General features: G+C 70.0%; 24 protein-coding genes. 13 read left to right on the top strand and 11 right to left on the bottom strand.

Annotated features, from left to right (window positions below; genetic code table 11):
* Positions 1-182: 182 nt before the first annotated feature.
* The 6 genes from ACFY3V_RS13800 to ACFY3V_RS13825 all read right to left on the bottom strand — a co-directional run bounded on the left by ACFY3V_RS13800 (position 183) and on the right by ACFY3V_RS13825 (position 6,558).
* Positions 183-434, bottom strand: a complete 252-nt coding sequence (locus ACFY3V_RS13800) for a DUF3039 domain-containing protein (protein ID WP_362504743.1) — start codon at positions 432-434, stop codon at positions 183-185.
* A 155-nt stretch (positions 435-589) separates the two neighbouring features.
* Positions 590-1,168, bottom strand: coding sequence for a YqgE/AlgH family protein (locus tag ACFY3V_RS13805; protein ID WP_329091052.1), 579 nt, complete (start codon positions 1,166-1,168; stop codon positions 590-592).
* Between the two features lie 187 nt (positions 1,169-1,355).
* Positions 1,356-2,768 (bottom strand): NAD-dependent malic enzyme, encoded by a 1,413-nt coding sequence (locus ACFY3V_RS13810; protein WP_350948599.1) that lies wholly within the window; start codon positions 2,766-2,768, stop codon positions 1,356-1,358.
* Positions 2,769-2,946: 178 nt separating this feature from the next.
* Positions 2,947-3,885, bottom strand: coding sequence for a tetratricopeptide repeat protein (locus ACFY3V_RS13815; RefSeq protein ID WP_389773144.1), 939 nt, complete (start codon positions 3,883-3,885; stop codon positions 2,947-2,949).
* Between the two features lie 46 nt (positions 3,886-3,931).
* Positions 3,932-5,599 (bottom strand): methylmalonyl-CoA mutase family protein, encoded by a 1,668-nt coding sequence (locus ACFY3V_RS13820; protein ID WP_350948597.1) that lies wholly within the window; start codon positions 5,597-5,599, stop codon positions 3,932-3,934.
* 425 nt (positions 5,600-6,024) lie between these two features.
* A complete protein-coding gene (locus ACFY3V_RS13825; RefSeq protein WP_350948596.1) occupies positions 6,025-6,558 on the bottom strand; it encodes a MarR family transcriptional regulator in 534 nt (177 codons plus the stop codon).
* A 291-nt stretch (positions 6,559-6,849) separates the two neighbouring features.
* Here ACFY3V_RS13825 and ACFY3V_RS13830 point away from each other — a divergent pair, with 291 nt between their 5' ends.
* Together ACFY3V_RS13830 and ACFY3V_RS13835 are read left to right on the top strand one after the other, a co-directional pair.
* Positions 6,850-8,265 (top strand): hypothetical protein, encoded by a 1,416-nt coding sequence (locus ACFY3V_RS13830; protein ID WP_362897557.1) that lies wholly within the window; start codon positions 6,850-6,852, stop codon positions 8,263-8,265.
* Positions 8,266-8,320: 55 nt separating this feature from the next.
* On the top strand, positions 8,321-8,998 hold the full coding sequence (locus tag ACFY3V_RS13835) for a DUF4230 domain-containing protein (protein ID WP_389773148.1): 678 nt from the start codon (positions 8,321-8,323) through the stop codon (positions 8,996-8,998).
* A 160-nt stretch (positions 8,999-9,158) separates the two neighbouring features.
* Here the strand turns inward: ACFY3V_RS13835 and meaB are convergent, their stop codons facing one another.
* Both meaB and ACFY3V_RS13845 read right to left on the bottom strand, forming a co-directional pair.
* Positions 9,159-10,103 (bottom strand): methylmalonyl Co-A mutase-associated GTPase MeaB, encoded by a 945-nt coding sequence (gene meaB, locus ACFY3V_RS13840; protein WP_362897554.1) that lies wholly within the window; start codon positions 10,101-10,103, stop codon positions 9,159-9,161.
* A complete protein-coding gene (locus tag ACFY3V_RS13845) occupies positions 10,100-11,287 on the bottom strand; it encodes an acetyl-CoA C-acetyltransferase (RefSeq protein ID WP_389773151.1) in 1,188 nt (395 codons plus the stop codon). Before ACFY3V_RS13845 ends, meaB begins: the two co-directional genes overlap by 4 nt.
* Before the next feature lie 83 nt (positions 11,288-11,370).
* Here ACFY3V_RS13845 and mce point away from each other — a divergent pair, with 83 nt between their 5' ends.
* The gene (gene mce / locus ACFY3V_RS13850; RefSeq protein ID WP_350948591.1) at positions 11,371-11,832 is read left to right on the top strand and encodes a methylmalonyl-CoA epimerase; all 462 of its coding nucleotides are present in this window, start codon (positions 11,371-11,373) and stop codon (positions 11,830-11,832) included.
* A 157-nt stretch (positions 11,833-11,989) separates the two neighbouring features.
* Complete coding sequence (locus ACFY3V_RS13855; protein WP_362897549.1) at positions 11,990-13,270, top strand: DivIVA domain-containing protein; 1,281 nt, start codon at positions 11,990-11,992, stop codon at positions 13,268-13,270.
* Positions 13,271-13,484: 214 nt separating this feature from the next.
* Here the strand turns inward: ACFY3V_RS13855 and ACFY3V_RS13860 are convergent, their stop codons facing one another.
* Positions 13,485-14,198, bottom strand: a complete 714-nt coding sequence (locus ACFY3V_RS13860) for an alpha/beta hydrolase (protein ID WP_362897547.1) — start codon at positions 14,196-14,198, stop codon at positions 13,485-13,487.
* 163 nt (positions 14,199-14,361) lie between these two features.
* Entirely contained in the window at positions 14,362-14,682 is a 321-nt protein-coding gene (locus tag ACFY3V_RS13865) for an ATP/GTP-binding protein (RefSeq protein ID WP_389773156.1), read from the bottom strand.
* Positions 14,683-14,936: 254 nt separating this feature from the next.
* Between ACFY3V_RS13865 and ACFY3V_RS13870 the strand changes: the two genes are divergently transcribed.
* The 5 genes from ACFY3V_RS13870 to nucS all read left to right on the top strand — a co-directional run bounded on the left by ACFY3V_RS13870 (position 14,937) and on the right by nucS (position 18,599).
* Entirely contained in the window at positions 14,937-15,377 is a 441-nt protein-coding gene (locus tag ACFY3V_RS13870; RefSeq protein WP_362897545.1) for a hypothetical protein, read from the top strand.
* Positions 15,374-15,778, top strand: coding sequence for a winged helix-turn-helix domain-containing protein (locus tag ACFY3V_RS13875; protein ID WP_389773159.1), 405 nt, complete (start codon positions 15,374-15,376; stop codon positions 15,776-15,778). The genes ACFY3V_RS13870 and ACFY3V_RS13875 overlap by 4 nt, the downstream gene beginning before the upstream one ends.
* The gene (locus ACFY3V_RS13880; RefSeq protein ID WP_350948586.1) at positions 15,775-16,653 is read left to right on the top strand and encodes an ATP-binding cassette domain-containing protein; all 879 of its coding nucleotides are present in this window, start codon (positions 15,775-15,777) and stop codon (positions 16,651-16,653) included. Before ACFY3V_RS13875 ends, ACFY3V_RS13880 begins: the two co-directional genes overlap by 4 nt.
* Positions 16,650-17,804 (top strand): ABC transporter permease, encoded by a 1,155-nt coding sequence (locus ACFY3V_RS13885; RefSeq protein WP_389773162.1) that lies wholly within the window; start codon positions 16,650-16,652, stop codon positions 17,802-17,804. The genes ACFY3V_RS13880 and ACFY3V_RS13885 overlap by 4 nt, the downstream gene beginning before the upstream one ends.
* Positions 17,805-17,939: 135 nt before the next feature.
* Positions 17,940-18,599 (top strand): endonuclease NucS, encoded by a 660-nt coding sequence (nucS, locus tag ACFY3V_RS13890; protein WP_350948584.1) that lies wholly within the window; start codon positions 17,940-17,942, stop codon positions 18,597-18,599.
* A 56-nt stretch (positions 18,600-18,655) separates the two neighbouring features.
* On the opposite strand, the gene ACFY3V_RS13895 is transcribed toward nucS, so the two are convergent.
* On the bottom strand, positions 18,656-18,787 hold the full coding sequence (locus tag ACFY3V_RS13895; RefSeq protein ID WP_362897538.1) for a DUF397 domain-containing protein: 132 nt from the start codon (positions 18,785-18,787) through the stop codon (positions 18,656-18,658).
* A 422-nt stretch (positions 18,788-19,209) separates the two neighbouring features.
* On the opposite strand from ACFY3V_RS13895, the gene ACFY3V_RS13900 reads away from it, so the two are divergent.
* The 4 genes from ACFY3V_RS13900 to ACFY3V_RS13915 all read left to right on the top strand — a co-directional run bounded on the left by ACFY3V_RS13900 (position 19,210) and on the right by ACFY3V_RS13915 (position 22,843).
* The gene (locus tag ACFY3V_RS13900; RefSeq protein WP_389773166.1) at positions 19,210-20,052 is read left to right on the top strand and encodes an ABC transporter ATP-binding protein; all 843 of its coding nucleotides are present in this window, start codon (positions 19,210-19,212) and stop codon (positions 20,050-20,052) included.
* Positions 20,053-20,159: 107 nt separating this feature from the next.
* Positions 20,160-20,942 carry an ABC transporter permease gene (locus tag ACFY3V_RS13905; RefSeq protein WP_389773169.1) on the top strand — a complete coding sequence of 261 codons (783 nt, stop codon included), beginning with the start codon at positions 20,160-20,162 and terminating at the stop codon, positions 20,940-20,942.
* Positions 20,900-22,216, top strand: a complete 1,317-nt coding sequence (locus ACFY3V_RS13910) for a histidine kinase (RefSeq protein WP_389773172.1) — start codon at positions 20,900-20,902, stop codon at positions 22,214-22,216. The genes ACFY3V_RS13905 and ACFY3V_RS13910 overlap by 43 nt, the downstream gene beginning before the upstream one ends.
* 3 nt (positions 22,217-22,219) lie before the next feature.
* The gene (locus ACFY3V_RS13915) at positions 22,220-22,843 is read left to right on the top strand and encodes a response regulator (protein ID WP_389773176.1); all 624 of its coding nucleotides are present in this window, start codon (positions 22,220-22,222) and stop codon (positions 22,841-22,843) included.
* Positions 22,844-22,979 lie beyond the last annotated feature (136 nt).

Below are 22,979 nucleotides of genomic sequence, written 5' to 3' on the forward strand. Positions count from 1 at the left end.
CCCCGGCCGGGAACGACGGGAACAGGAGATGAGGCTCCCACCGTGAACAGGCATGCGGAAACAACGGCGATCGCACGCCGAAACATGGACTCCCCCGACAGATCCCAGGCGCTGGACGTTCGCCGCTCTCCGGCGGCATCCCGACCGTAACCTCATCTGTGGCGATCACCCATGAGCAACACTCACTCGTTGTTGCCGTCTTCGCCCTTCGGAAGTCCCGAGTAGATCTCCTTGCACTCCGGGCAGACCGGGAACTTCTGGGGGTCGCGGTTCGGCACCCAGACCTTCCCGCAGAGCGCGCGGACCGGGGCCCCGCTCAGCGCGCTCTCCATGATCTTGTTCTTCTCGACGTAGTGGGCGAAGCGCTCGTGGTCGCCGTCGCCGTGCGACAGGTCCGGGCGGACGTCGCTCTCAGGGAGAATCTTCGTACTCACCCTCGCGATTTTATGCCCGTACCGCCGCGCCCGGGGCACCGGCGGTCGGTCGGGCGCGAAACACGACCCATCGGCGCCGGAGCGACATCCCGGGATCGGCCGCCCGGGCGGTGATCCCGATGATCGTCCGGACCCGGCGGGTGCGGAGCGGAGGGCTAGTTCATCGAGGGGTCGTCGGGGCAGGTGGCCACGTAGGCGAGCTCGCCCCTCTGACGGCGCAGCACCGCCCGCCACAGCGACTCGGGCTCGTGGTGGAAGGTGTCGCCGGGCTCGGAGTCCACGACGTACCAGGCGCCCTCGCCGATCTCGCTCTCCAGCTGCCCCGCCGACCATCCGGCGTACCCGGCGAAGATGCGCATCTGGGCGATCTCCCCGGCGAGGATCTCCGGCGGTGCGTCGAGGTCGACGGTGCCGAGCCTGGAGACGGCCGCGGTGCCCGCGTGCAACCGCCGCCAGCCGAGCGGTTCCTGCCCGCTCGGGACGGCGGCCAGCGCGAGGGCGCTGTCCGTCTGGACGGGACCGCCCTGGAACAGCACGGACGGGCCGGTGACCATGGTGTCCCAGGTGGGGAGCACCTGGGTCACCGAGATGTCGCTCGGTCTGTTGAGCACTACGCCCAGGGTGCCGCCGTCGAGATCGTGTTCCAGCACCAGGACCACGCTGCGCCGGAAGTTGGGATCCTCCAGCTGCGGGGTCGCCACCAGAAGCCCACCGACGTAGATCGCCTCCGCCATGCCTCCATAATGAGGGGTGAACCCCCTTTCGCGCTGCTCCACCCGCTGTTCCGATGGTTCGGACCCCGCTCAGTGTCACGTGACGCGCATGTGAGGGCACCGCGCGAGACGAGAAGGGCGGCCGGAGCGGAAGAGGAGGGCCTCCAGGCCTCCTCTTCCGCCCCCGCCGTGCCCCTGGACCGCGCGGTCACGCCTCCGTCATGCCCGTACGTGCCCGGCCACCGGCCGACTCGCGCACGGCCGCCGCGACGGCGCCCGACACGTCCGGGTGGAAGACGCTGGGGATGATGTAGTTGGGACCGAGCTCCTCGGGGGTCACCACGGCGGCGAGCGCCTTGGCCGCGGCCAGCAGCATCTCCTGGCTGACCACGGTGGCCTGGGCGTCGAGCAGACCGCGGAAGACGCCGGGGAAGGCGAGCACGTTGTTGATCTGGTTCGGATAGTCGGAGCGGCCGGTGGCGACCACGGCCGCGTACTCGCGGGCGTCGTCGGGCGAGATCTCCGGCTCGGGGTTGGCGAGCGCGAAGACCACGGCGTCCTTCGCCATCGAGGCGATGTCGTCGCCGTTGAGGATGCCGGGCGCGGACACGCCGATGAACACGTCGGCCCCCTTGACCGCGCCGCGCAGGTCACCGGAGTAGCCCTCGGTGTTGGTGTGGTCGGCGATCCACTGGAGCGAGTCGTCCAGGTCCTGGCGGCCGCGGTGCACGGCGCCCAGGTAGTCGCAGACGACCACGTTGCGGGCGCCCGCCGCGAGCAGCAGGCGCAGCACCGCCGTACCGGCCGCGCCCGCCCCCGCCAGGGCGATACGGACCTCGCCCAGATCCTTGCCGACCACGCGCAGCGCGTTGGTGAGCGCGGCCAGCACGCAGATCGCGGTGCCGTGCTGGTCGTCGTGGAAGACCGGGATGTCCAGCAGGTCGCGCAGCCGCCGCTCGACCTCGAAGCAGCGCGGGGCCGAGATGTCCTCAAGGTTGATGCCGCCGAAGCCGGGGGCGATGATCTGCACCGTGCGCACGATCTCGTCGACGTCCTGGGTGTCCAGGCAGATCGGCCAGGCGTCGATGTCGGCGAACCGCTTGAACAGCGCGGCCTTGCCCTCCATCACGGGGAGCGCGGCGGCCGGGCCGATGTTGCCCAGGCCGAGCACCGCCGAGCCGTCGGTGACGACGGCGACGGTGTTGCGCTTGATGGTGAGGCGGCGGGCGTCCTCGGGGTTGCGGGCGATCGCCATGGAGACCCGGGCGACGCCGGGCGTGTAGGCCATGGAGAGCTCGTCACGGTTGCGCAACGGCACCTTCGACCGCATCTCGATCTTGCCGCCGAGATGCATGAGGAAGGTCCGGTCCGAGACCTTGTGGATGACGACGCCCTCGACGCCCTCCAGCTTGTCGACGATCGCCTGCGCGTGATCGGTGTCACGCGCGGCACAGGTGACGTCGATGCGCAGCGTTTCATGTCCGGCCGTGGTCACGTCGAGCGCGGTGACCACACCTCCGGCGGACTCTACGGCGTGGGTGAGCTGGCTGACGGCGTTGCCGCCCGCGGGCACCTCGAGACGCACGGTGATGGAGTACGACACACTCGGCACGGTGGCCACAGCCAATCCGCTCCTTTGCGACTGACTTTGGTTGGGATGCCTTCCATCGTGCCATCCCGTCGTGGGTGAGCGCGCCTGTGTCGGCCGACCTGCACATATAGATGCGGTCACGACATACTTCACGCCGCCCGGCCCCCGCCGAGGAGACGTGAGCCGGGCTCCGAGGGCCGTCGATCGCTCAGAACAGGGCGCTGGCCAGGTTTCTGCGGGCCCTGCCGATGGACGGGTCGTCCCCGGGGAGCGTGTCGAACAGCCCAAGCAGGTGCACCCTGGCCGTGTCGCGGTTGGCGCCCGAGGTGCGGCGCACCACGTCGACGAGCCGGTCGAAGGCCTTGTCCACCTCGCCGGAGAGCATCTCGAAGTCGGCGGCGAGGAGCTGGGCCTCGACGTCGGCGGGGTCGGCCAGCCGGCGCTGCACATCGGCGGGGTCGACGTCCTGGGTGCGGCGGATCAGGCCGAGCCCGGCCAGGCCCAGTTTGGCGTCCTGGTTGTTCGGCGAGCGGGCCAGCAGCCGCTCGTACGCGGCCACCGCGCCGTCGAGGTCGCCGGCGTCGATCGCCTGCTCGGCGGCGAGCACGTCCGGGTCGACCGGGGGCTCCTGCGGCTGCGGCTCCTCACCTGCCGCGGCCTCCTCACCGGGGGGCGGGAGATACTGGGCAAGCGCCTCCATCAGCTGCGACAGCCAGTCGCGCAGCTGCGGCTCGGTGGCGATGCCCGGGACGACGGCCACCGGCTGCCCCTGAAAGATGGCGTACAGGGCGGGCACGTTCTGCACCCGGAGCGCCTGCGCGATCTGAGGGCTGAGCTCGACGTCGACCCTGGCCAAGACCCACCGGCCGGCGTTCTCCGCGGCCAGTTTCTCCAGCAGCCCGCTGTACTGCTTGGCCTGCTCGGCACGGGTGACGGTGAGCTCCAGCAGCACGAGGCCGTTCATGGAGCGTTCGACGACCTCGGTCGCGAAGTTGGCGTCGTCGACGTCGATGACCGGCGCCGGAACACCGCCGGTTTCCTGCGCGGCGGTCTCCCGCCGCGCCTGTGCCTCAAGTGCCTGCTTGCGAGCGCCGAGATCGACGGCGCCGTAGAGCGATCCGGGTCGAGTGAAGTCCGCTGGGCTCATGACTCCAATCCTGCCGCATCCCGGCCGGTGCCCCGACGCGCCACCGCTAGAAGCGGGCAGGTTCGGTGTATACGCCCCATTCGTCGCGCAGTGCGTCGCAGATCTCGCCCAGCGTCGCCTCGGCCCTGACCGCGTCGAGCATGGCGGGGATCATGTTGCCCTCCCCCTTCGCGACCTGTGTCATCGCGGCGAGGGCGGCGTCCACGGCCGCCTGGTCACGGGTGGCTCGGCGCTCGGCCAGGACGCGGTTCTGCTCGCGCTCGACCTCGTGGCTGACCCGGAGGATTTCCAGCGGCTCGTCGATGGAGGCGGTGTGACAGTTCACCCCGACGATCCTCTTCTCGCCCTTCTCCAGCTTCCGCTGGTAGTCGAAGGCCGCCTCGGCGATCTCGGACATGAACCAGCCGTCCTCGATGCCGCGCAGGATGCCCGAGGTCATCGTGCCGTCCGAGCCCATGTCCCTGATCCTCGTGAAGATCGCCTCGGCCTCGGCCTCCAGCCGGTCGGTCAGCGCCTCCACGTACCAGGACCCGCCGAGCGGATCGGCGACGTTGACGATCTCGGTCTCCTCCATGAGCACCTGCTGGGTGCGCAGCGCGATCTCGGCCGCCTTCTCCGAGGGCAGCGCGAGGACCTCGTCGAGCGCGTTGGTGTGCAGCGAGTTGGTGCCGCCGAGCACCGCCGCGAGCGCCTCGACCGCGGTGCGCACCACGTTGTTGTACGGCTGCTGCGCGGTCAGCGACACCCCGGCCGTCTGGGTGTGGAAGCGCAGCCACTGGGCCTTGTCGGTCTTCGCGCCGTAGACGTCGCGCAGCCACCGCGCCCAGATCCGCCGGGCGGCCCTGAACTTGGCGATCTCCTCGAAGAAGTCGATGTGGGCGTCGAAGAAGAAGGACAGACCGGGGGCGAAGACGTCGACGTCCAGGCCGCGCGACAGGCCCAGCTCCACGTAGCCGAACCCGTCGGCCAGCGTGAAGGCCAGCTCCTGCGCGGCCGTGGACCCCGCCTCGCGGATGTGGTAGCCGGAGACGCTGAGCGGCTTGTACGCGGGGATCTCGGCGGCGCAGAACTCCATCAGGTCGCCGATGAGCCGCAGGTGCGGCTCGGGGGCGAACAGCCACTCCTTCTGGGCGATGTACTCCTTGAAGATGTCGGTCTGCAGGGTCCCGTTGAGCTTCCCGACGGGCACCCCCTGCCGCTCGGCCGCGACGACGTACATGCAGAAGATCGGGACGGCGGGGCCGCTGATCGTCATCGAGGTGGTGGTCTCGCCGAGCGGGATGCCGTCGAAGAGCAGGTCCATGTCCAGCGCGGAGTCGATCGCCACACCGCAGTGGCCGACCTCGCCGAGCGAGCGCGGGTCGTCGGAGTCGCGGCCCATCAGCGTCGGCATGTCGAAGGCGACGCTCAGCCCGCCACCTCCCGCGCCGAGGATCATCTTGTAGCGCTCGTTGGTCTGCTTGGCGTTGCCGAATCCGGCGAACTGCCGGATGGTCCACGCCTTGCCCCGGTAACCGGTGGGGTGCAGGCCGCGCGTGAACGGATACTCCCCCGGCCAGCCGATGCGCTCCATGCGCGGATCGCCGCCCTCGGGGCCGTAGACCGGGTCCACGTCGATCCCGGAGAGGGTGCGGAATTCCGCCTCGCGCTTGCGCGCCCCGTCGAAGCGCGCCTGCCAGCGCGCCCGCCCCGCCTCGACTCGCTCAGCGTCCATGGCCGACTCCCTTGTATGGCATGTGGCTTCTTATCCGGCTTGTGGCCTCATCCAGATACTAGGACGTCCTAGTAATTCTTGACCAGGCGCGGGGGGCGTCGCCAACCAACCCGTGAGCCCATGCTGGCGACTGGACCGAGAAAAGGGAGGTCGCGAGAAACGAGCGACCTTCCTCGACGAGGGAAGGAACCGGACAAGAGCGGCCTCACCGCGACGCCCCAGCATCCCCGACAACACGAACCGGACAAGAACAACCTCGCCGCACCGCCCCAGCGTCCCCACTGGCGGGACTCCCCGTGAGGCCGCGCCGGCGACTGGACTGAGGAGAGGGAGGTCGTGAGGAACGAGCGATCTTCCTCGACGAGGGAAGGAGCCGGGTAAGAGCGGCCTCACCGCGACGCGTTAGCGTCGCCAACAGCACTGCATCAATACTGAAAGTCGCCGGCCGCCACGCGGAGGGTCCTGAACAGGTCGAACATCTGCTCCAGCTTCGCCTCGTCGTACATCGGCATGGCGAAGTCGGCCGCCATCAGGTCGGCCGTCGCCCGTCCGACGGTCTCGCGGCCCTCACCGGTGATCTCGGCGAGCACGCCCCGGCCGTCACGGGGATTGGGCAGGCGCCGCACCAGACCGGCACGTTCCAGACGGCTCACGGTGTTGGTCACACTCGTGGGGTGGACCATCAGACGCTCGCCGATCTTGGAGAGCGGCAGCGCCCCCGTCCTGCTGAAGGTGAGCAGCACCAGCGCCTCGTACCGGGCGAAGGTCAAGTCATGCGGTTTGAGCAGCGTGTCCAGTTGCGACAGCAGGATCTGGTGCGCTCTCATGATCGATGTGACGGCGGCCATGGCCGAGGAGGGCCCGAAGTGAACGCGCCACGTCTCCGCGGCACGTTCGATGGGGTCAAACGGGAGATTCAGCTGACCTGTAACCACAGGGCTACGGTAGCGCGGCCTCATCCCGATTCGCCCGTATACGTAGAGTCACCGCGCTGATGGCTTCACCAAGAACCCGGACGCCAAACGTCACGCTCCGTTATGGTTCCCACATCGAATGGTGAGGCCGTGGCCAAGTGGCCACGATGACTCAGTCCGGCCTGCGGGGGACGCGAGCCGGACCGGCGCCGAGGGGACCGGCATCCGCACATTCACGGCACGGGGGGTGCTTCATGAACGACAACTCAACGGCGTTCGAACGCCGGACAGACCTTGACCGCATCGACGCGGCGTGGGCTCTCACCACGCCCACCGGTGCGTGAGCACGGGGGCGTTTCACGCGAGGAACTCCAGCAGAGCGGGTTGATGGCCGTCGCCGTCCTGCTCGTGCTCGGGGTGGTCGCGGCGTGGAGCGTCCTGGTTCCCGGGGTCAGCGCGTGGGAGAACATCGTCGTCGCGGTGATCGGCTCACTCCGGCTCACCGGCCCGGTGGCGGCCGCGTTCGCCGCCTGGGTGGCGGTGCGCAGACGGCGCGGGACGCGTGGGGGGGCGATGAGCCCGTGGCAGGCGGTACGGGCACCACTCGCGATCCTGGTGGTGGCGGGAGGCGCGTTCACCGCCACTGTCCTGGTCCTCGCGGTCAGAACCATGATCACAGAGCAGGCCGGGCGGCTGCTGCCCAGCGGTCTGGTGATGGGGGCGGCCGGGCTCGCGCTGTACGTCGTCATCGGCTGGGTGATCGGCTGGCTGATGCCCTGGACGATCACACCGGCCCTCGCCGGGCTCGGCTGCTACAGCCTGTTCACCTGGCTGTGCCAGGGGCCGACCTGGGGTGACCGGCTCGCCCCCGCCACGCGGGAGCCGTACGACCCTTTCCAGGGGTTGAACGCGGCGGCGTTCACCGACCAGACGCTCTGGCTGGTGGGGATCAGCTCGGCGCTGCTGCTCGGCTGGGCGGCGGTCGTGACGCGCCAGGCCCTGGTGCTGGCCGCGGCGCTGATCGCGGTGCTCGCCGCCGGGACCGGTATGGCCAGGCTGTTCACCGAGCCGCAGCCGGTCTCCGCCCAGCAGGTCGTCTACAGCTGCCAGGAATGGCCGATCATGGTGTGTGTGCACCCGGGCATGCGCGCCGGCCTCCCCGAGCTGGGCTCGGAGTTCATCAAGATCGCGTCTCGGCTGGCCGGGACGCCCGGGGAGTTCTCCCGGGTGGAACAGCATCCCAGGCGCGACAGCCCTCCCGCCTCCGCGGGCGTGATCGCGATCCATGTCGACGACCTGGCGGCCGGTTTCGCGGAGAAGGCCGCCGACGAGTTCGTCGACGGCCTGGCCGCCCGGTGCGGCTCCGGTCCCGCGTCGGGTTACCGCGACATCGTGACCGCGTGGCTGCGTGGCGAGCCGCTTCCCGGCGGGCCGCTTCCCGAGCACCGGTATGCCGCGGCCTGGTTCTCCGGCCTCACGGACGTCCAGCGGCGCGACTGGCTCCGCCTCCACTACACCGACTTCACCGACTGCCGGCTACAAAGCACTCACTTCGGCGGCCAGGCCGGACAGACCTCCCAGACAGGGCAGAGCGGGCAGGGTGCGGGGGGCGCCTCGACCGGCCCCGAACCGCGGCCGGGCACCGTCCACCAGGCACCCGGCGTTCCCCCCGCCCCCGGAGTGATCACCCCGACCGGCCCCTGGCGCGCCCCCTTCGCGGAACGGGGCGCGCCGCCCTCTCCCCGGGGGTAGGAAGATCGGCATAGGCTCCGCGTGAGAAGGTCACCGTGCGGGGAAGGAAAGCGCCGTGAAAGCCTCCCAAGAAGCTCCGCCCGCGGCGCCCCCTACGGCGCGCCGCGGGCGTTTCTGGCGTTTTCTCGCCGGGCTGCTCGTCGTCGTGATCCTTCTCGTCGTCGGCGCACGCCTCGCCTGGTCGTGGCTGAACCCGTTCGGTGAGGAGACGATCGACCGCAGCCAGCCCGTGCTGCTGGAGTCCATCCACAACCTCAGCCGCTTCGAGGCCGCCACCGGCAACTTCCAGGTCGTGGTGGACCTGGAGAAGGACGCGGCCTTCCTGCCCGACGCGATCAAGGGCAGCAGGACCCTCTTCGTCGGCGCCGGCGGTGTCGACGCCTACGTCGACTTCGGCGGCATCGCCGGCAACGCCCTCACGGTCTCCCCCGACCGCACCGAGGTCACGGTGAAGCTGCCCCGCGCCCAGCTGGAGAAGCCGAACATCGACAACAAGCGCTCGTACGTCTACGCCCAGCAGCGCGGCCTCTTCGACCGGGTCGAGGATCTGCTGTCCTCCTCCCCCGCCGACCAGCGGGAGCTCTACATGCTCGCCGAGAAGAAGATCGCCGAGGCCGCCCAGGCCAGCGACCTGCGCAACCGGGCCGACCAGAACACCAAGATCATGCTTGAGGGCCTGCTGAAGGGTCTCGGCTTCGAGAAGGTCGCCGTCAAGTTCGCCGACGAGACCTGAGCCCCGGAGCCGTGATCTCGATCCCCCGGATCGGGCATGTGCCACGGCCGCCGGATCGCGGGGTCCCAAGGACGAGGTTCGGACCACGGGATCCGAAGTCCGGATCACGGTCCCGCGCGGCTCGGTAACCGGTTCGGTGCCCGAGGCGCGCGGGTCTCGCTCAGCCCGTGGCGGCCAGGAGCTCGTCCGCCGCGGTGTAGGGGTCGAGTTCTGAGTCCAGGACGCGGGTGGCGAGGGCGTCGAGGCGCCGGTCGCCGTGCAGGTGGGCGAAGCGGGAGCGCAGGGCGGTGAGGGCGATCGCCTCGATCTCGTCCCTCGCCCTGGCGTGACGGCGCCGGACGAGCTCCCCCGACGCCTCCAGATAGGCCAGGTGGTCGCCGAGGGCGTCGACCACCTCCTCGCCTCCCTCACCTCTGGAGGCCACGGTCGGTACGATCGGCGGCCTCCAGGGCCGCTCGACCAGGGCGATCATGTTGCGGAGCTCGCGGACGGTGGCCTGGGTGCCCTCGCGGTCGGCCTTGTTCACCACGAACACGTCGGCGATCTCCAGGATGCCCGCCTTCGCCGCCTGGATGCCGTCGCCCATCCCCGGGGCGAGCAACACGACGGTGGTGTCGGCGAGCGAGGCGATGTCGACCTCCGCCTGCCCGACCCCGACGGTCTCGACGAGGATGACCTCGCAACCGGCCGCCTCCAGGACACGCAGCGCCTGAGGCGTGGCCCACGACAGCCCTCCCAGGTGGCCCCGGCTCGCCATCGACCTGATGAACACGTCCGGGTCGGTGGCGTGGTCCTGCATCCTGACCCGGTCGCCCAGCAGCGCCCCGCCGGTGAACGGTGAGGACGGGTCGACGGCGAGCACGCCGACCCGCATGCCCCGCTTGCGGAACGCGTGGACCAGCATTCCGGTCGAGGTGGACTTGCCGACGCCGGGAGAGCCGGTGAGCCCGATGATCCGTGCCCGGTGCGGCCGGTCGGCGCAGAGCAGCTCGGTGATCTCCCGCAACCTCGGGGAGCCGTTCTCGACCATGGAGATCAGCCGGGCCACGGCCCGCGGCCTTCCCTGGCGCGCCATCGCGACCAGGTCGGAGACCTCCGCGATCATGCCGAGGGTACGCGGATGATCAGGGCGTCGCCCTGCCCGCCGCCACCGCAGAGCCCCGCCGCCCCGAGGCCGCCGCCCCTGCGCCTGAGCTCGTGGGCGAGGGTGAGGACGATGCGGGCGCCGGAGGCGCCGATCGGGTGGCCGACGGCGATGCCGCCGCCGTTGACGTTGACCCTGTCGAGGGGAACGCCGAGTTCCCTCACCGACTGGAGGACGACCTGCGCGAAGGCCTCGTTGATCTCCAGCAGGTCGAGGTCGCCGACCTCCAGGCCCTGCTTCGCGAGAGCGTGCCTGATCGCGTTGGCCGGCTGGGACTGGAGCGAGTTGTCGGGTCCGGCGACGTTGCCGTGCGCGCCGATCTCGGCCAGCCAGTCGAGGCCGAGCTCCTCGGCCTTGGCCTTGGACATCACGACCACCGCGCAGGCACCGTCGGAGATCTGCGAGGCCGATCCGGCGGTGATCGTGCCGTCCTTGGCGAACGCGGGCCGCAGCCGCGACAGGACCTCGACGGTGGTGTCGCCGCGCACCCCCTCGTCGGCGGAGAAGACCACCGGCTCGCCCTTGCGCTGCGGGATGGACACCGGCACGATCTCGTCGTCGAGCGTCCCGTTCTTGATCGCGGCGGCGGCGAGCCCGTGGGAGCGCGCGGAGTATTCGTCCTGCTCCTCGCGGGTCAGGCCGAGGCGCGCGTTGTGCCGCTCGGTGGACTCGCCCATGGCCACCTGGTCGTAGGCGTCGGTGAGGCCGTCGTAGGCCATCGAGTCGACGATGTCCGCGGAGCCGTACTTGACGCCCCTGCGCAGGCCGGGCAGCAGGTGCGGGGCGTTCGACATGGACTCCATGCCGCCCGCGACCACGATGTCGAACTCGCCGGCGCGGATGAGCTGGTCGGCCAGGGCGATGGCGTCCAGGCCGGAGAGACATACCTTGTTGATCGTCAGGGACGGCACGGTCATCGGGATGCCCGCCTTGACGGCGGCCTGGCGGGAGGGGACCTGACCGGCACCCGCCTGGAGCACCTGCCCCATGATCACGTACTGCACGGCGTCGGGAGCGACGCCGGAACGCTCCAGCGCGGCCTTGATGGCGATGCCGCCGAGCTCGGCGGCCGACAGGCCGGACAGCGAACCGAGCAGCCGTCCGATGGGGGTACGAGCTCCGGCGACGATGACGGAACCAGACATAAGTGGGGCCTCCCTGACGGGACTTGGAGCGACTTTGCCACCATACCCATGAGTACATCGGCGACCCCATGGAGGATGACCCCATGTTCATGCGCATCGATCATGTAGGAATCGCCTGCCACGACCTTGAGGAGAAGATCGCTTTTTTCGAGCAGACCTTCGAGCTCACGGTGGTGGCCCGCGAGGTGAACATCGAGCAGGGAGTGAAGGAGGCGATGCTGCGCATCGCCGACGGCGAAGGCGGTGGATCGTATATCCAGCTTCTCGAACCGCTCGGCCCCGACACGCCGGTCGGCAAATTTCTCGCGAAGCGCGGGGAAGGTGTCCATCATGTCGCCTTCGGCGTTCCGGATGTCGTGCAGGCGATGGACAAGATCGGCGGCAAGGGGGTCCGGCTGCTCGACGAGCGACCGCGCCACGGCTCCATGGACTCTTCCATCGCCTTTCTTCACCCCAAAGACGTCGGGGGAATGCTCACCGAACTCGTTCAGGCCCCGGAAAGGCACGCCAAGCCCACCCCGAATGCAAGAAACGCTGATACGTAACAAGTCGCGCATAAAGTCGGACGAGACCGCCAACTCGGCAACGGCGGAGTACGCTGGCGTACCACCGGACGTGGATCCCGCCCCGGCTCCCGCTTCGGATGCCTGAAACCCCCGTCCGGCCCGTGTAGCCGTCTCGACAACCCAGGATCGAGCCTCCATGCAGTCCGACATCGATGCCCAGCTCAACAATTTCTTTGAAGACGCCCCCGCTCGGGAATTCGACGTGGTGCTTCGTGGCTATGACCGGCACCAGGTCCACGACCATCTGAAGCAGCTCGACGGTGAGCTCCGGCAGTCCCGGGAGCAGCTCCAGGGCCTGCAGCGGGAGCTGTCCGACTCACAACGTCAGCTCCAGGAGCAGGAGCGACCGACCTACTCCGGGCTCGGCGCCCGGATCGAGCAACTCCTCCGCCTGGCGGAGGAGCAGGCGACCGAGCTGGTCCAGGCCGCGAGGGCCGAGGCGAACGAGATCAAGGCGGCGTCCAAGGTCGAAGCCGCCGACCTGCGCGCCGCCGCGGAGAACGAGGCGGCCGAGAAGCGCGCCCTCGCCACCCGCGAGGCCGACGAGATGCGCACCAGCGCGGAGCGCGAGGCCGAGGAGATCCGCTCGACCGCCCGCCGCGAGGCCGACGAGCTGACCGCCACCACCGAGCGCGAGGTCTCCAAGCTGCGCGCCACCGCCGACCACGAGGTGGCGGAGAAGCGCGCCGACTCCGAGCGCGAGATCGCCAAGCTGCGCACCACCACCGAGCGCGAGGTGGCCCAGCTGCGCGCCTCGACCAAGCGCGAGCGCGACGAGGTCCTCACCACCGCCAAGCGCCAGGCCGACGAGATGCGCGCCCAGGCCCAGCGGGTGCTTGAGGAGTCCGAGGCGAAGCGGGCACAGGACGAGGCGGAGTTCGAGATCCAGCTCGCCGCCCGGCGCGAGGAGGCCGAGCGCCAGGAGGCCGAGCGCCACGCCAACGCGCAGGCCGCGGCCCAGCAGCTGACCGCCACCGCCGAGCAGCGCGCGGCCACCGCCGAGCAGCGCGCCACCAAGGCCACGCAGCAGGCCGAGCAGACCCGTCGCGAGGCCGACACGCACGCCAAGCAGTTGCTGGCCAACGCGCGCAAGAACGCCGACCAGGTCGTCTCCGAGGCCAAGGCGAGCGCCGAGTCCATCGTCTCCGAGGCCAAGGCGGAGTCCGAGCGCAGCCGCTCGGTCGCCCAGCGCCAGGTCGACGAGCTGACCCGCCAGCGCGACAGCATCACCAGCCACCTCGCGCAGCTGCGCCAGCTGCTCGGTGGCGCACCGCTCCCGGCCGCCGACCCGGAGCCCGCGATCGCCGCGGCACCGCCGAAGCCGGCCATCCCCGCCGCCAACGGCGCCGAGAAGCCGGTTCCCGCGCCCGCGAGGACCGAGACGAAGGACGACGACGCGGAGTGGTGGCAGGAATAGGCGGCCGCTGACTCCGGGGCGTTCGCGACGGCTACGGGGAGAGAGCCCGGCGACCTGCACGGTCGCCGGGCTCTCTTCCTGTCTCGTCTCTTCTCACCGCCCGGATCACGCGGGCGTTCCGGCGGGCTCGGAGATCAGGACTTCGTGGTGCCCCGGCCTCGACGAACGGCGTACACGACAATGATCTCGTCGGACGACCGAACCGGACAGGCTCCTACGATCCGGGAACCTCGGTGGGCAGGGGGTGGGCCGCCGGATTCACCCGCTGGACGATCTGGTCGAGGACGATGCGCACGTACGGCTCGCCGACCCACAGGTGCTTGGCGTCGTCCACCCCGACGACCTCGGCCTGGGGCACCCTGGCGAAGCGTTCACGGGCCTGTTCCGGACGCAGGTAGTCGTCGAACTCCGGGATCAGCGCGATCAGCGGCCGCCCGAACTCCGCCCACGCGTCGAGGTCGGCGTCGGTGGCCCGGTGCAGCGGCGGGGAGAGCAGGATCGCCCCCTCCACCAGCGGGTCGTGCCCCCACTTGAGCGCCAGTTCGGTGCCGAAGGACCAGCCGAGCAGCCAGACCCGGGGCAGGTCGTGGAAGTCGGCGTACTCCAGGGCCGCGGCGACGTCCATGCGTTCGTCCTCGCCGGCGCCGAAGGCTCCCTGGGAGGTGCCCCGCTCCGAGGTGGTGCCGCGCGTGTTGAAGCGCAGCACGGCCAGGTCGGCGAGGGCGGGCAGCCGGTTGGCGGCCTTCTTGTAGACGTGGCTGTCCATCATGCCGCCATGGGTGGGCAGCGGATGCAGGCAGACCAGCGTGGCCACCGGGGGCCGGTCGGCGGGAAGGGCGAGCTCACCGACGAGTGTCAGCCCGTCGCCGGTGTGCAACTCGATCGGCTCCCTGCGCGCGGGCAACACCGTAGAGGCCCGAATCTCCATGTCTCTCCTCGAATCCGCCCTGCCGGCCCGCGTCGGAGCCGGTCGTGGCCGGTGATGGCCGGTCGTTGTCAGTGGTAGGTCAGTGGTAGCCGACCCGCGTCTGCGCCGGTCGTGGCCGATAGTGGCCGGTCGTTGTCGGTGATGGCCGGTCCGCGTGCGCCGGTCAGTATCTGCTTCTGCCGGGTCCGCGCCTGACCCGGTTGCGCCAGCACGCGGTGTGCCAGTGCCTGCGCTCGTCCTCCCCGCCCGGCCAGGCGGGCCAGCTGACCAGGTGCGGCAGTCCTGGCCTGATCTCCTGATCGCATCCGGGGCAGCGGTAGACCTTGTCCGCCGCGCCACCGGTGACCCGGCGCACCTGCCAGTCACCGTCGGACCACTCCTCGGTACGGTCGACGCCGGGCACGGAGCCCCCGACGGGACGGGCGAGGCCCCGCTTGCCGCCCCGGTCGAAGGGGTCGGCGCGGCGGGCCTTGCGGGGGCTCACGAGCCCGTCGCGCCGAGGCCGGCCATCACGGTCCTTCCGACCGCTCGCGCCGCCCGACAAGTGCTCGTCATCGCTCTCCCACCCCGCCCACCGGGTCGCCCACCTGGCGAACCGCCACTCCGGCGTCACAACAGTCTCCCAGAGAGGTACCGGCTACCCCAAAAGCCGGGCAGGTAGCCAAAGAGCGGACAGAAAGTACTTGAACCGGAGTTGAGTAACCAGTAGCGTTTGAGAACATGAGCGGAGGAGGAGTCGTGAAGGACGAGCTGACACCTGAGGACGCCCTGCGACAGATCGACGAGGTCGGCCGGCGCACCCGGCGACCGGCGCGCCTCGCCGGCCTGCTCTACGTGATCGTGGGCGTTGGCACGATCGTCTACTGGCCCGTCATGTTCCTCGGCCCCGGCTGGTCCAGAAACACGGCCGCGGCGGCTTGGCTCGTCCTCACCGTCCTGTTCGTCGGATATCTCGGCGGCATGAGGGTTCAGGACCCGGAGGTCGCCTGGGCCAACAAGGCGACGGGGCCCGTGACGATCTCGTACGTCGCCCTGGTCTTGTTCGTGTTCGTGTTCGGCGCGTTCCTGCGCCCCGACGACCCCGGCGTGGTCTGGAGCGCGGCGCTGATCGCGCTGTCGATCTGCGCGAGCGTCCCGATCTTCTACGCGGCCTGGCGTGTGCTGCGGGTGGAGCGGTGAGCGAGACCCACAGCGCGCGGGAGGCGGGACACCCGGGCCCGGCGGACGGCGGCGCGGGCAGGGCGACGCGCGGCGCCGGAAGCGCCGCGGGCGGCACGGGCTCACACCCTCGGCACGGCCTCGACGACGTCATCCACGCGCCCGTCCGGTTGTCGATCATGGCTGCGCTCTCGGTCACCGACAAGGCCGAGTTCCGCTTCCTGCGCGACACGATCGAGGTCAGCGACTCGTTGCTCTCCAAGCACGTCATCACCCTGGAGGAGGCCGGCTACGTGAGCGTGGAGAAGGCCTTCGTGGGTAAGCGCCCGCGCACCTGGCTCGCCATCACCGATGAGGGCCGCCAGGCGTTCCATGACTACGTCTCCGTGTTGAGACGTCTCACCGAGGGATCCCCCCAATGATCGAGATAGACGACCTGCACAAGCGGTACGGCGACAAGGTCGCCCTGGGCGGCGTGACGTTCTCCGTGAAACCCGGCGAGATGTTCGGTTTCGTCGGGGCCAACGGGGCGGGCAAGACCACCACGATGCGCATCCTGATGGGCGTGCTGACCGCCGACTCGGGCTCCGTGCGCCGCGACGGCAGGGCGCTGACGTTCGACGACCGGCGCCGGTTCGGCTACATGCCGGAGGAGCGCGGTCTGTACCAGAAGATGAAGGTCGCCGAGCAGGTCGAATACTTCGGCAGGCTCAGCGGCCTGACCGCGAGCGGGGCGAAGAAGGCCACCGGCGACCTGCTCGAACGCCTCTCGCTCACCGAGCGCGCGAACGACGCGGTGGACGCGCTCTCCCTGGGCAACCAGCAGCGCGTGCAGCTCGCGGTGGCGCTGGTGCACGATCCCGAGGCGCTCGTCCTCGACGAGCCCTTCTCCGGGCTCGACCCGCTCGCCGTCGACTCGCTCGCCGAGGTGCTCGCCGAGCGGCGCGCCGCAGGCGTTCCCGTGCTCTTCTCCAGTCACCAGCTGGACCTCGTCGAACGGCTCTGCGACTCGGTCGGCATCATCTCCTCCGGTCGCATGGTGGCGAGCGGAACGGTCGAGGAGCTGCGCGACCGTGAGGGACGCGGCCTGCTCAGGGTGGTCGTCAGGGACGCCTCTCCCGGCTGGGCCACGTCCCTGCCGGGAGAGGTCGTCGAGAAGGGCGACGAGGTCCTCGTCGCGGGCGTCGACGGCGACGACCAGGAGATCCTGCGCCTCGCGGCCAAGGCCGGAAGGGTCGAGCACTTCGGGTGGCAGCGCCCCACACTCACCGAGATCTTCAGGGAGGCCGTAGCGTGAACGGGTTGTGGCTGGTCGCACGGCGGGAGATCGTCACGCGCGGCCGTACGAAGGCGTTCGTCATCGGGCTCGTGGTCAGTGCCGTGCTGGTCGCGGCACTGGCGTTCCTGCCCAGGCTCTTCTCCGGGCCCGACTCCTACACCGTGGGGCTCGCCGGAGCGCAGTCGCAGGCGCTGCGGCCGGCCCTGACCGGCGCGGCCAAGGACGTGGAGCTCACCGTCAGGGAGTTCCCCGACGAGGCCACCGCGAGCGCCGCGGTCACCGCGGGCGACGTCGACGCCGCCGTGGTGGACGGCCGCAAGGTGCTCGCCGACGGCGAGGTGGACCGCGACCTCGGTCTGCTGCTGGAGAGCGCGAACCAGGCCGCCCAGACCGAGAGGCGGCTGGGCGAGGCGGGCCTGGACCCGGCCAAGGTGGCGGAGGCGATGCGGGTCGCCCCTCTGGAGCAGGTCTCCATCGGAGCCGACACCCGCTACGCGGGCGTGCGGGTGGGCATCGCGTCCCTGCTGGTCATGGTGCTGTTCTTCCTGCTCATCTACTCCTCCATGTACGTCGCCATGGGCGTGGTCGAGGAGAAGGGCAGCCGGATCGTGGAGATCCTGCTCACCTCGGTCCGTCCCTGGCAGCTGCTCGGCGGCAAGATCGTGGGGCTGGGCGCGCTCGCGCTCGCCAACATGGTCGTGATCATCGTGGCCGGTCTCGGCGCGGCGGCGACGACCGGTCTCGCGGCCGACCTGCCCCCGGGGATGACGGGCATCGTGGTCAGCGCGCTGTTCTGGTTCGTCCTCGGATACGCCTTCTTCGCCGCGATGGCGGCGGCGCTCGGGTCTCTGGTGTCCAGGCAGGAGGACGCGAACAGCGTCCTCACCCCGATGACGATGCTCATGATGGTCACCTACCTGGTGGCCTACTTCGCGGCGGTCCAGCCGAGCAGCCCGGTGGCCAGGATCCTCTCGCTGGTGCCGCCGTTCTCCTCGATGGTCATGCCGGTCCGGATGGCCGGAGGCGAGGTGTTCGCCTGGGAGATCGCCCTGGCGGCGGTCCTGATGCTCCTCGCGACGGCGGGCACCCTCATGCTCGGCGCCCGCATCTACAGCCGCGCGGTCCTGCGTACGGGCGCCCGCGTCAAGCTCTCCGAGGCGGTGCGCTGACCTCTCGGCGTGACTCCCCGCCCGTACGACTCCCGTACGAGCGGGGAGTCACACCCCAACCGCCGACGGCCCGCCGGCGGGCCGTCCGGATGGATCACGGGGACCGGGGTCCCTGCGGGCCGATAGGGTTCGGTCATGCGTCTGGTCATAGCTCGGTGCAGCGTGGATTACGTCGGGAAACTCACCGCCCATCTTCCGATGGCACCCCGGCTCATTCTCATCAAGGCCGACAGCAGCGTCTCGATCCATGCCGACGACCGGGCCTTCAAGCCGCTGAACTGGATGAACCCGCCGTGCAAGCTCCGCGAGGAGGAGGGCACCTGGACGGTGACCCACGGCAAGACCGGCGAGAAGCTCGTCCTCACCATGGAGGAGATCATCCACGACACCAGCCACGAGCTGGGCGTGGATCCGGGCCTGATCAAGGACGGGGTCGAGGCCCACCTGCAGGAGCTGCTCGCCGAGCACATCACCACCCTGGGCGCGGGCTGGACGCTCGTCCGCCGCGAATACATGACGGCGATCGGCCCCGTCGACATTCTCTGCCGCGACCACACGGGCGCATCCGTCGCCGTGGAGCTCAAGCGCCGCGCCGGCATCGACGCCGTGGAACAGCTCACCCGCTATCTGGAGCTGATGAACCGCGACCCCCTGCTCGCCCCGGTCTCCGGAATCCTCGCCGCCCAGAGCATCGCGCCCCAGGCCAAGACCCTGGCCGAGGACAGAGGCATCCGCTGCGTCACCCTCGACTACGACGAGCTGCGCGGCATCGAACGCGAGGACACCCTGTTCTGACGAGCTGAGTGCCGCCGAGGCCCGGAGGAGGCGTGCGAAACGGAATCCGACGGCTGTCACGGCACGCAGAGCTCCCCGCCCGGGAACGCCGACCACTTTTTGGGTGCGAAGTCCAGGGCGAGGCCGTTCGGATCCTCGCCGTCGCGCACGGCGATGACACCGGGCGGGTTTCCGCGCCACCTCGACACAGGCCCACCCTGGCCATTACCGCGCGCTCTCGCGCCATTCGGCACCCGACGGGGTCACCGGTCGATCATTGATCGACATTTCCGCCTCCCTTCTTCCCAGCCCGCCACTCAAGCTCGGCCACCCTTTTCGCGACAGGCGTTACTGAATTCTCGACGAGCAATGCGGCTGCCGGAAAACAGCCGAATATCAGTGGTTATCCCGTGCCTTCTGAATCGCTCTTCAAATACGGTGTGCCGGTGGCACACTCGATGTGCACCACGTCCGGATCATCCGGCCTGAGATCGAGCGCATGAAGCGGCCGTCCGTCACGGCACGCCGCCGATCGAGAGAGAAACGACGGGCCCGTGTCCTCCGTTCGGTGGACACGGGGCTCCATCGAACGTCGGTACCGCGAGAACCGCGTGGACGCGACGCTTGGCACATGGACACAGCGGTAAGAGTGAGAGGTCTGACCAAGCGCTACGGCGACGTTCAGGCCGTCGCAGGAGTCGATCTCGACATCCGCGCGGGCGAGGTGTTCGCGATCCTCGGCCCGAACGGGGCGGGGAAGTCCACCATGGTGGAGATCATGGAGGGGCACCGCTCCAGGGACGCCGGGGAGGTGAGCGTCCTGGGGGTCGACCCCGGCAGGCCCACCCGCGCGTGGCGCTCACGGATCGGCATCGTGCTGCAGACGGCCAACGACGTGGCCGAGGCGACCGTGCGGGAGACCGTACGGCATTTTGCAGGCTACTACCCCGGCGCCAAGAACCCGGACGAGGTGATCGAGCAGGTCGGGCTCACCGAGAAGGCCGACCAGCGCATCCGGAAGCTCTCGGGCGGGCAGCGGCGCCGGGTGGACGTCGCGCTCGGGGTGATCGGCGATCCGGAGCTGCTCTTCCTGGACGAGCCGACCACCGGGTTCGACCCGGAGGCTCGCAGGCGGTTCTGGGAGCTGATCGAGAGCCTGGCCCGCGACGGCACCACGATCGTGCTGACCACCCACTACCTGGACGAGGCCGAGGCGCTCGCCGACCGGGTGGCGGTGGTCGCCGGGGGACGGATCGTGGCCGAGGGCGAGCCGAAGACGCTGGGCGGCAGGGCCGCCGGCAAGGCACTGGTGAGCTGGTCCGACGCGGGTGAGCGCCACTTCCTGGAGACGGACACGCCGACCAGGACCGTGCTGGAGCTGACCCGTCGTTTCGACGGAGAGGTCCCCGAACTGGCCGTGACCCGTCCCACCCTGGAGGACGTCTACCTCCGCCTCATCGAGACCCCCGCCTGACCGTCTCCCGTACGAGCGCGAACCGATCCCCCGAGGTGACCGACCAGATGAGCCAGACCCTTGCCCGCCCCTCCGCCCCGGCGTCATCCGTGGGGCAACCTTCCGTGATGCGACTGGGGCTGTCACGGACGGTCGTCGAGAACAGGATGTTCTTTCGCGAGCGAGACGCGGTGATCTTCAGTTTCGCCTTCCCGATCATCATATTGGTGATCTTCGGATCGATCTTCTCCGGTGAGATGGAGGGGACCGGCCTCACCGTCTCCCAGCTCTATGTGGCCGGGCTCATCGGGACCGCCGCGATGACGGGGTTCCAGAACCTCGGGATCAACATCGCGGTGGACCGCGACGACGGCACGCTCAAACGGCTGGCCGGCACCCCGCTGCCGCGCACCTCCTACTTCATCGGCAAGGCCCTCAACACCCTGTTCGTCTCCTTCCTGCAGGTCGTCATCCTGCTCGCGATCGGGGTCGCGCTGTTCGGCCTGAAGCTGCCGTCGGAGGCGTTCCGGTGGGTGACCTTCGCCTGGGTGTTCGTGCTCGGCGTGGTCGGCTCGGCCCTGCTCGGTGTCGCGATCAGCAGCCTGCCCCGGTCGGCCAAGAGCGCCTCCGCGGTGATCGCGATGCCGTTCGTGGTGCTGCAGTTCATCTCCGGGGTGTTCATCCCCATCGGACAGCTGCCGTCCTGGCTGGTGAACATCGCCTCGCTCTTCCCGCTCAAGTGGATGTGCCAGGGGTTCCGGTCGGTCTTCCTGGGGGACGCCGGTGCCACACTTGAAGTCGCGAACTCGTACGAACTCAACCGGGTCGCCCTGGTCCTGGGAGCCTGGGCGGTCGGAGGACTGGTGCTGTGCCTGATGACGTTCCGCTGGAAGAGCCGCCGAGACGGGTGAGTCTCGCCGACCACACCGAGCCCTCCGCCCGAAGGACCGAACCGCACGCGTGGGAGTCGCTGCGCGGCTGGGAGTTGCTTCTGGCCTTCGGGCTCCTCCTGCCCACCTCGACCGCGTTCGTCATCGACGTGCCCGTGCGCGAGAAGGTGATCGTGGCGAGCTGCCTGGGCGCGATCCTGCCGCTCTATGTCCTGTTCGGCCGTCCGGCGATCATCCGCGGTGACCGGCTGCGGGGGGCGGTCTACATCGGCCTGTTGATCGCGCTGTTCACTCCCCCGGGACTCACCGCGTCGTACGCGACCTACGCCCTGTTCGGGCTCTGCCCGCAGTGTTTCATGGTCTTCCCCGCCAGGCGGGCGATGATCGCCGTGACCGCGCTGAACCTCCCCGCGATGATCCGCTACCTGTTCCTGGTCGAGGGGGCGGAGCCGTTCAACTTCCTGGTGGTCGCCACGATCGTCGTCGTCTTCTCCGCCACGTTCGGCATCTGGATGGAGCGGATCACCCGGCAGAGCGAGGAGCGGGCCGCGCTCATCGAGGAGCTGGAGAGCAGCCGGGCGAAGGTGTCCACGCTCTCGGCCGAGCGCGGGGCGCAGGCGGAGCGCGAACGGCTCGCCGGGGAGATCCACGACACCCTTGCTCAGGGGTTCACCAGCATCATCATGTTGCTCCAGGCGGCCGAGGCGCAGCCCGACCCGTCCCGCCACCTGGCGTTGGCCATGCGGACGGCGCGGGAGAACCTCACCGAGGCCCGCCTGCTGGTCACCACGCTGAGCCCGGCGCCGCTGGACGGCTCGACCCTGGACGAGGCGCTGCGGCGGCTGACGAACCGCTTCGGCGAGGAGACGAACCTGTCCGCCGGATTCGAGGCGTACGGAAGGTCCCGGCCGCTGAGCGCTTCGGCCGAGGTGGTGCTCGTCCGCGCCGCCCAGGAAGGGCTGGCCAACGTGCGCAAGCACGCGGACGCGGCGTCCGTCGCGGTCTCGATCGCCTACCGGGACGGCTCCGTACGGCTGGGGTTACGCGACGACGGACGCGGTTTCGAGCCGTCCGGCGGCGAGGGGTACGGCCTGCGGGGCATGCGCGCCCGCGTCGAGCAGGTCGGCGGCACCCTCACTGTGAAGGGACTCCCCGGCGAGGGGACGGTGCTTGAGGTGGTCGTCCCCACCGACCGGCCCGTCCTCACCGCCGACGACTCTCCGGAACGGCCCGCTCCCCCCACCGACCGAACCGGCCAGAGCGACGGCACCGGCCGTCCCGACCAGGAGGGGTGACACATGCTTCGCGTGATGATCGTCGACGATCACCCGGTGGTCCGCGAGGGCCTTCGGGGGATGCTGGAGGCCGACTCCGGGATCACGGTGGTGGGCGAGGCGGCCTCAGGGGACGAGTCCGTCGTACGGGCAGCGGAGCTCACCCCGGATGTGATCCTGATGGACCTGCGTATGCCGGACGGAGACGGGGTGAGCGCCACCTCGCGTATCCTCACCGGGCGGCCGGAGAGCCGGGTGATCGTGCTGACCACCTACGAGACCGACGCCGACATCGTCCGGGCGGTCGAGGCCGGCGCGGCGGGCTATCTGCTGAAGGACACCTCCAGGGCCGACCTGCTCGCCGCGATCCGCTCGGCGGCGCGCGGGGAGACCGTCCTGTCGCCGTCGGTGGCGACCAGGCTGGTCACCCGGATGCGGGCTCCGGTGACCGAGTCGCTGTCGCCGCGTGAGACGGAGGTGCTCTCCCTGGTGGCCAGGGGGCTGACCAACGCGGAGATCGGCAGGGCCCTGTTCATCGGCGAGACCACGGTCAAGACCCATCTGCTGCGCGTCTTCGGCAAGCTAGGCGTCTCCGACCGCACCGCCGCCGTGACCACGGCCCTGGACCGGGGCCTGCTCACTCGCTAGGCGGTCGCCCACCGGGACCGGCGCCACCCCGGCCGCTCTTCCGAGGCCGGCTTCGCTCTTGAGGCCGAGCGGACTTTGAACAGAACGGCGCCCCGAGGTTCGCGACCCGGGGCCGGACTTTCCCGCGCCGCCCGCG

The sequence above is a fragment of the Streptosporangium sp. NPDC000095 genome (genome assembly GCF_042899335.1).
Classification (GTDB): domain Bacteria; phylum Actinomycetota; class Actinomycetes; order Streptosporangiales; family Streptosporangiaceae; genus Streptosporangium.

Excerpts from the sequence above, each read along its gene's own strand:
- ACFY3V_RS13805 (WP_329091052.1), bottom strand. The coding sequence starts at position 1,168 with ATGGCGGAGGCGATCTACGTCGGTGGGCTTCTGGTGGCGACCCCGCAG.
- ACFY3V_RS13815 (WP_389773144.1), bottom strand. The coding sequence starts at position 3,885 with ATGAGCCCAGCGGACTTCACTCGACCCGGATCGCTCTACGGCGCCGTC.
- ACFY3V_RS13820 (WP_350948597.1), bottom strand. The coding sequence starts at position 5,599 with ATGGACGCTGAGCGAGTCGAGGCGGGGCGGGCGCGCTGGCAGGCGCGC.
- ACFY3V_RS13825 (WP_350948596.1), bottom strand. The coding sequence starts at position 6,558 with ATGAGGCCGCGCTACCGTAGCCCTGTGGTTACAGGTCAGCTGAATCTC.
- meaB (WP_362897554.1), bottom strand. The coding sequence starts at position 10,103 with ATGATCGCGGAGGTCTCCGACCTGGTCGCGATGGCGCGCCAGGGAAGG.
- ACFY3V_RS13845 (WP_389773151.1), bottom strand. The coding sequence starts at position 11,287 with ATGTCTGGTTCCGTCATCGTCGCCGGAGCTCGTACCCCCATCGGACGG.
- mce (WP_350948591.1), top strand. The coding sequence starts at position 11,371 with ATGTTCATGCGCATCGATCATGTAGGAATCGCCTGCCACGACCTTGAG.
- ACFY3V_RS13855 (WP_362897549.1), top strand. The coding sequence starts at position 11,990 with ATGCAGTCCGACATCGATGCCCAGCTCAACAATTTCTTTGAAGACGCC.
- ACFY3V_RS13860 (WP_362897547.1), bottom strand. The coding sequence starts at position 14,198 with ATGGAGATTCGGGCCTCTACGGTGTTGCCCGCGCGCAGGGAGCCGATC.
- ACFY3V_RS13880 (WP_350948586.1), top strand. The coding sequence starts at position 15,775 with ATGATCGAGATAGACGACCTGCACAAGCGGTACGGCGACAAGGTCGCC.
- nucS (WP_350948584.1), top strand. The coding sequence starts at position 17,940 with ATGCGTCTGGTCATAGCTCGGTGCAGCGTGGATTACGTCGGGAAACTC.
- ACFY3V_RS13900 (WP_389773166.1), top strand. The coding sequence starts at position 19,210 with ATGGACACAGCGGTAAGAGTGAGAGGTCTGACCAAGCGCTACGGCGAC.
- ACFY3V_RS13905 (WP_389773169.1), top strand. The coding sequence starts at position 20,160 with ATGCGACTGGGGCTGTCACGGACGGTCGTCGAGAACAGGATGTTCTTT.
- ACFY3V_RS13915 (WP_389773176.1), top strand. The coding sequence starts at position 22,220 with ATGCTTCGCGTGATGATCGTCGACGATCACCCGGTGGTCCGCGAGGGC.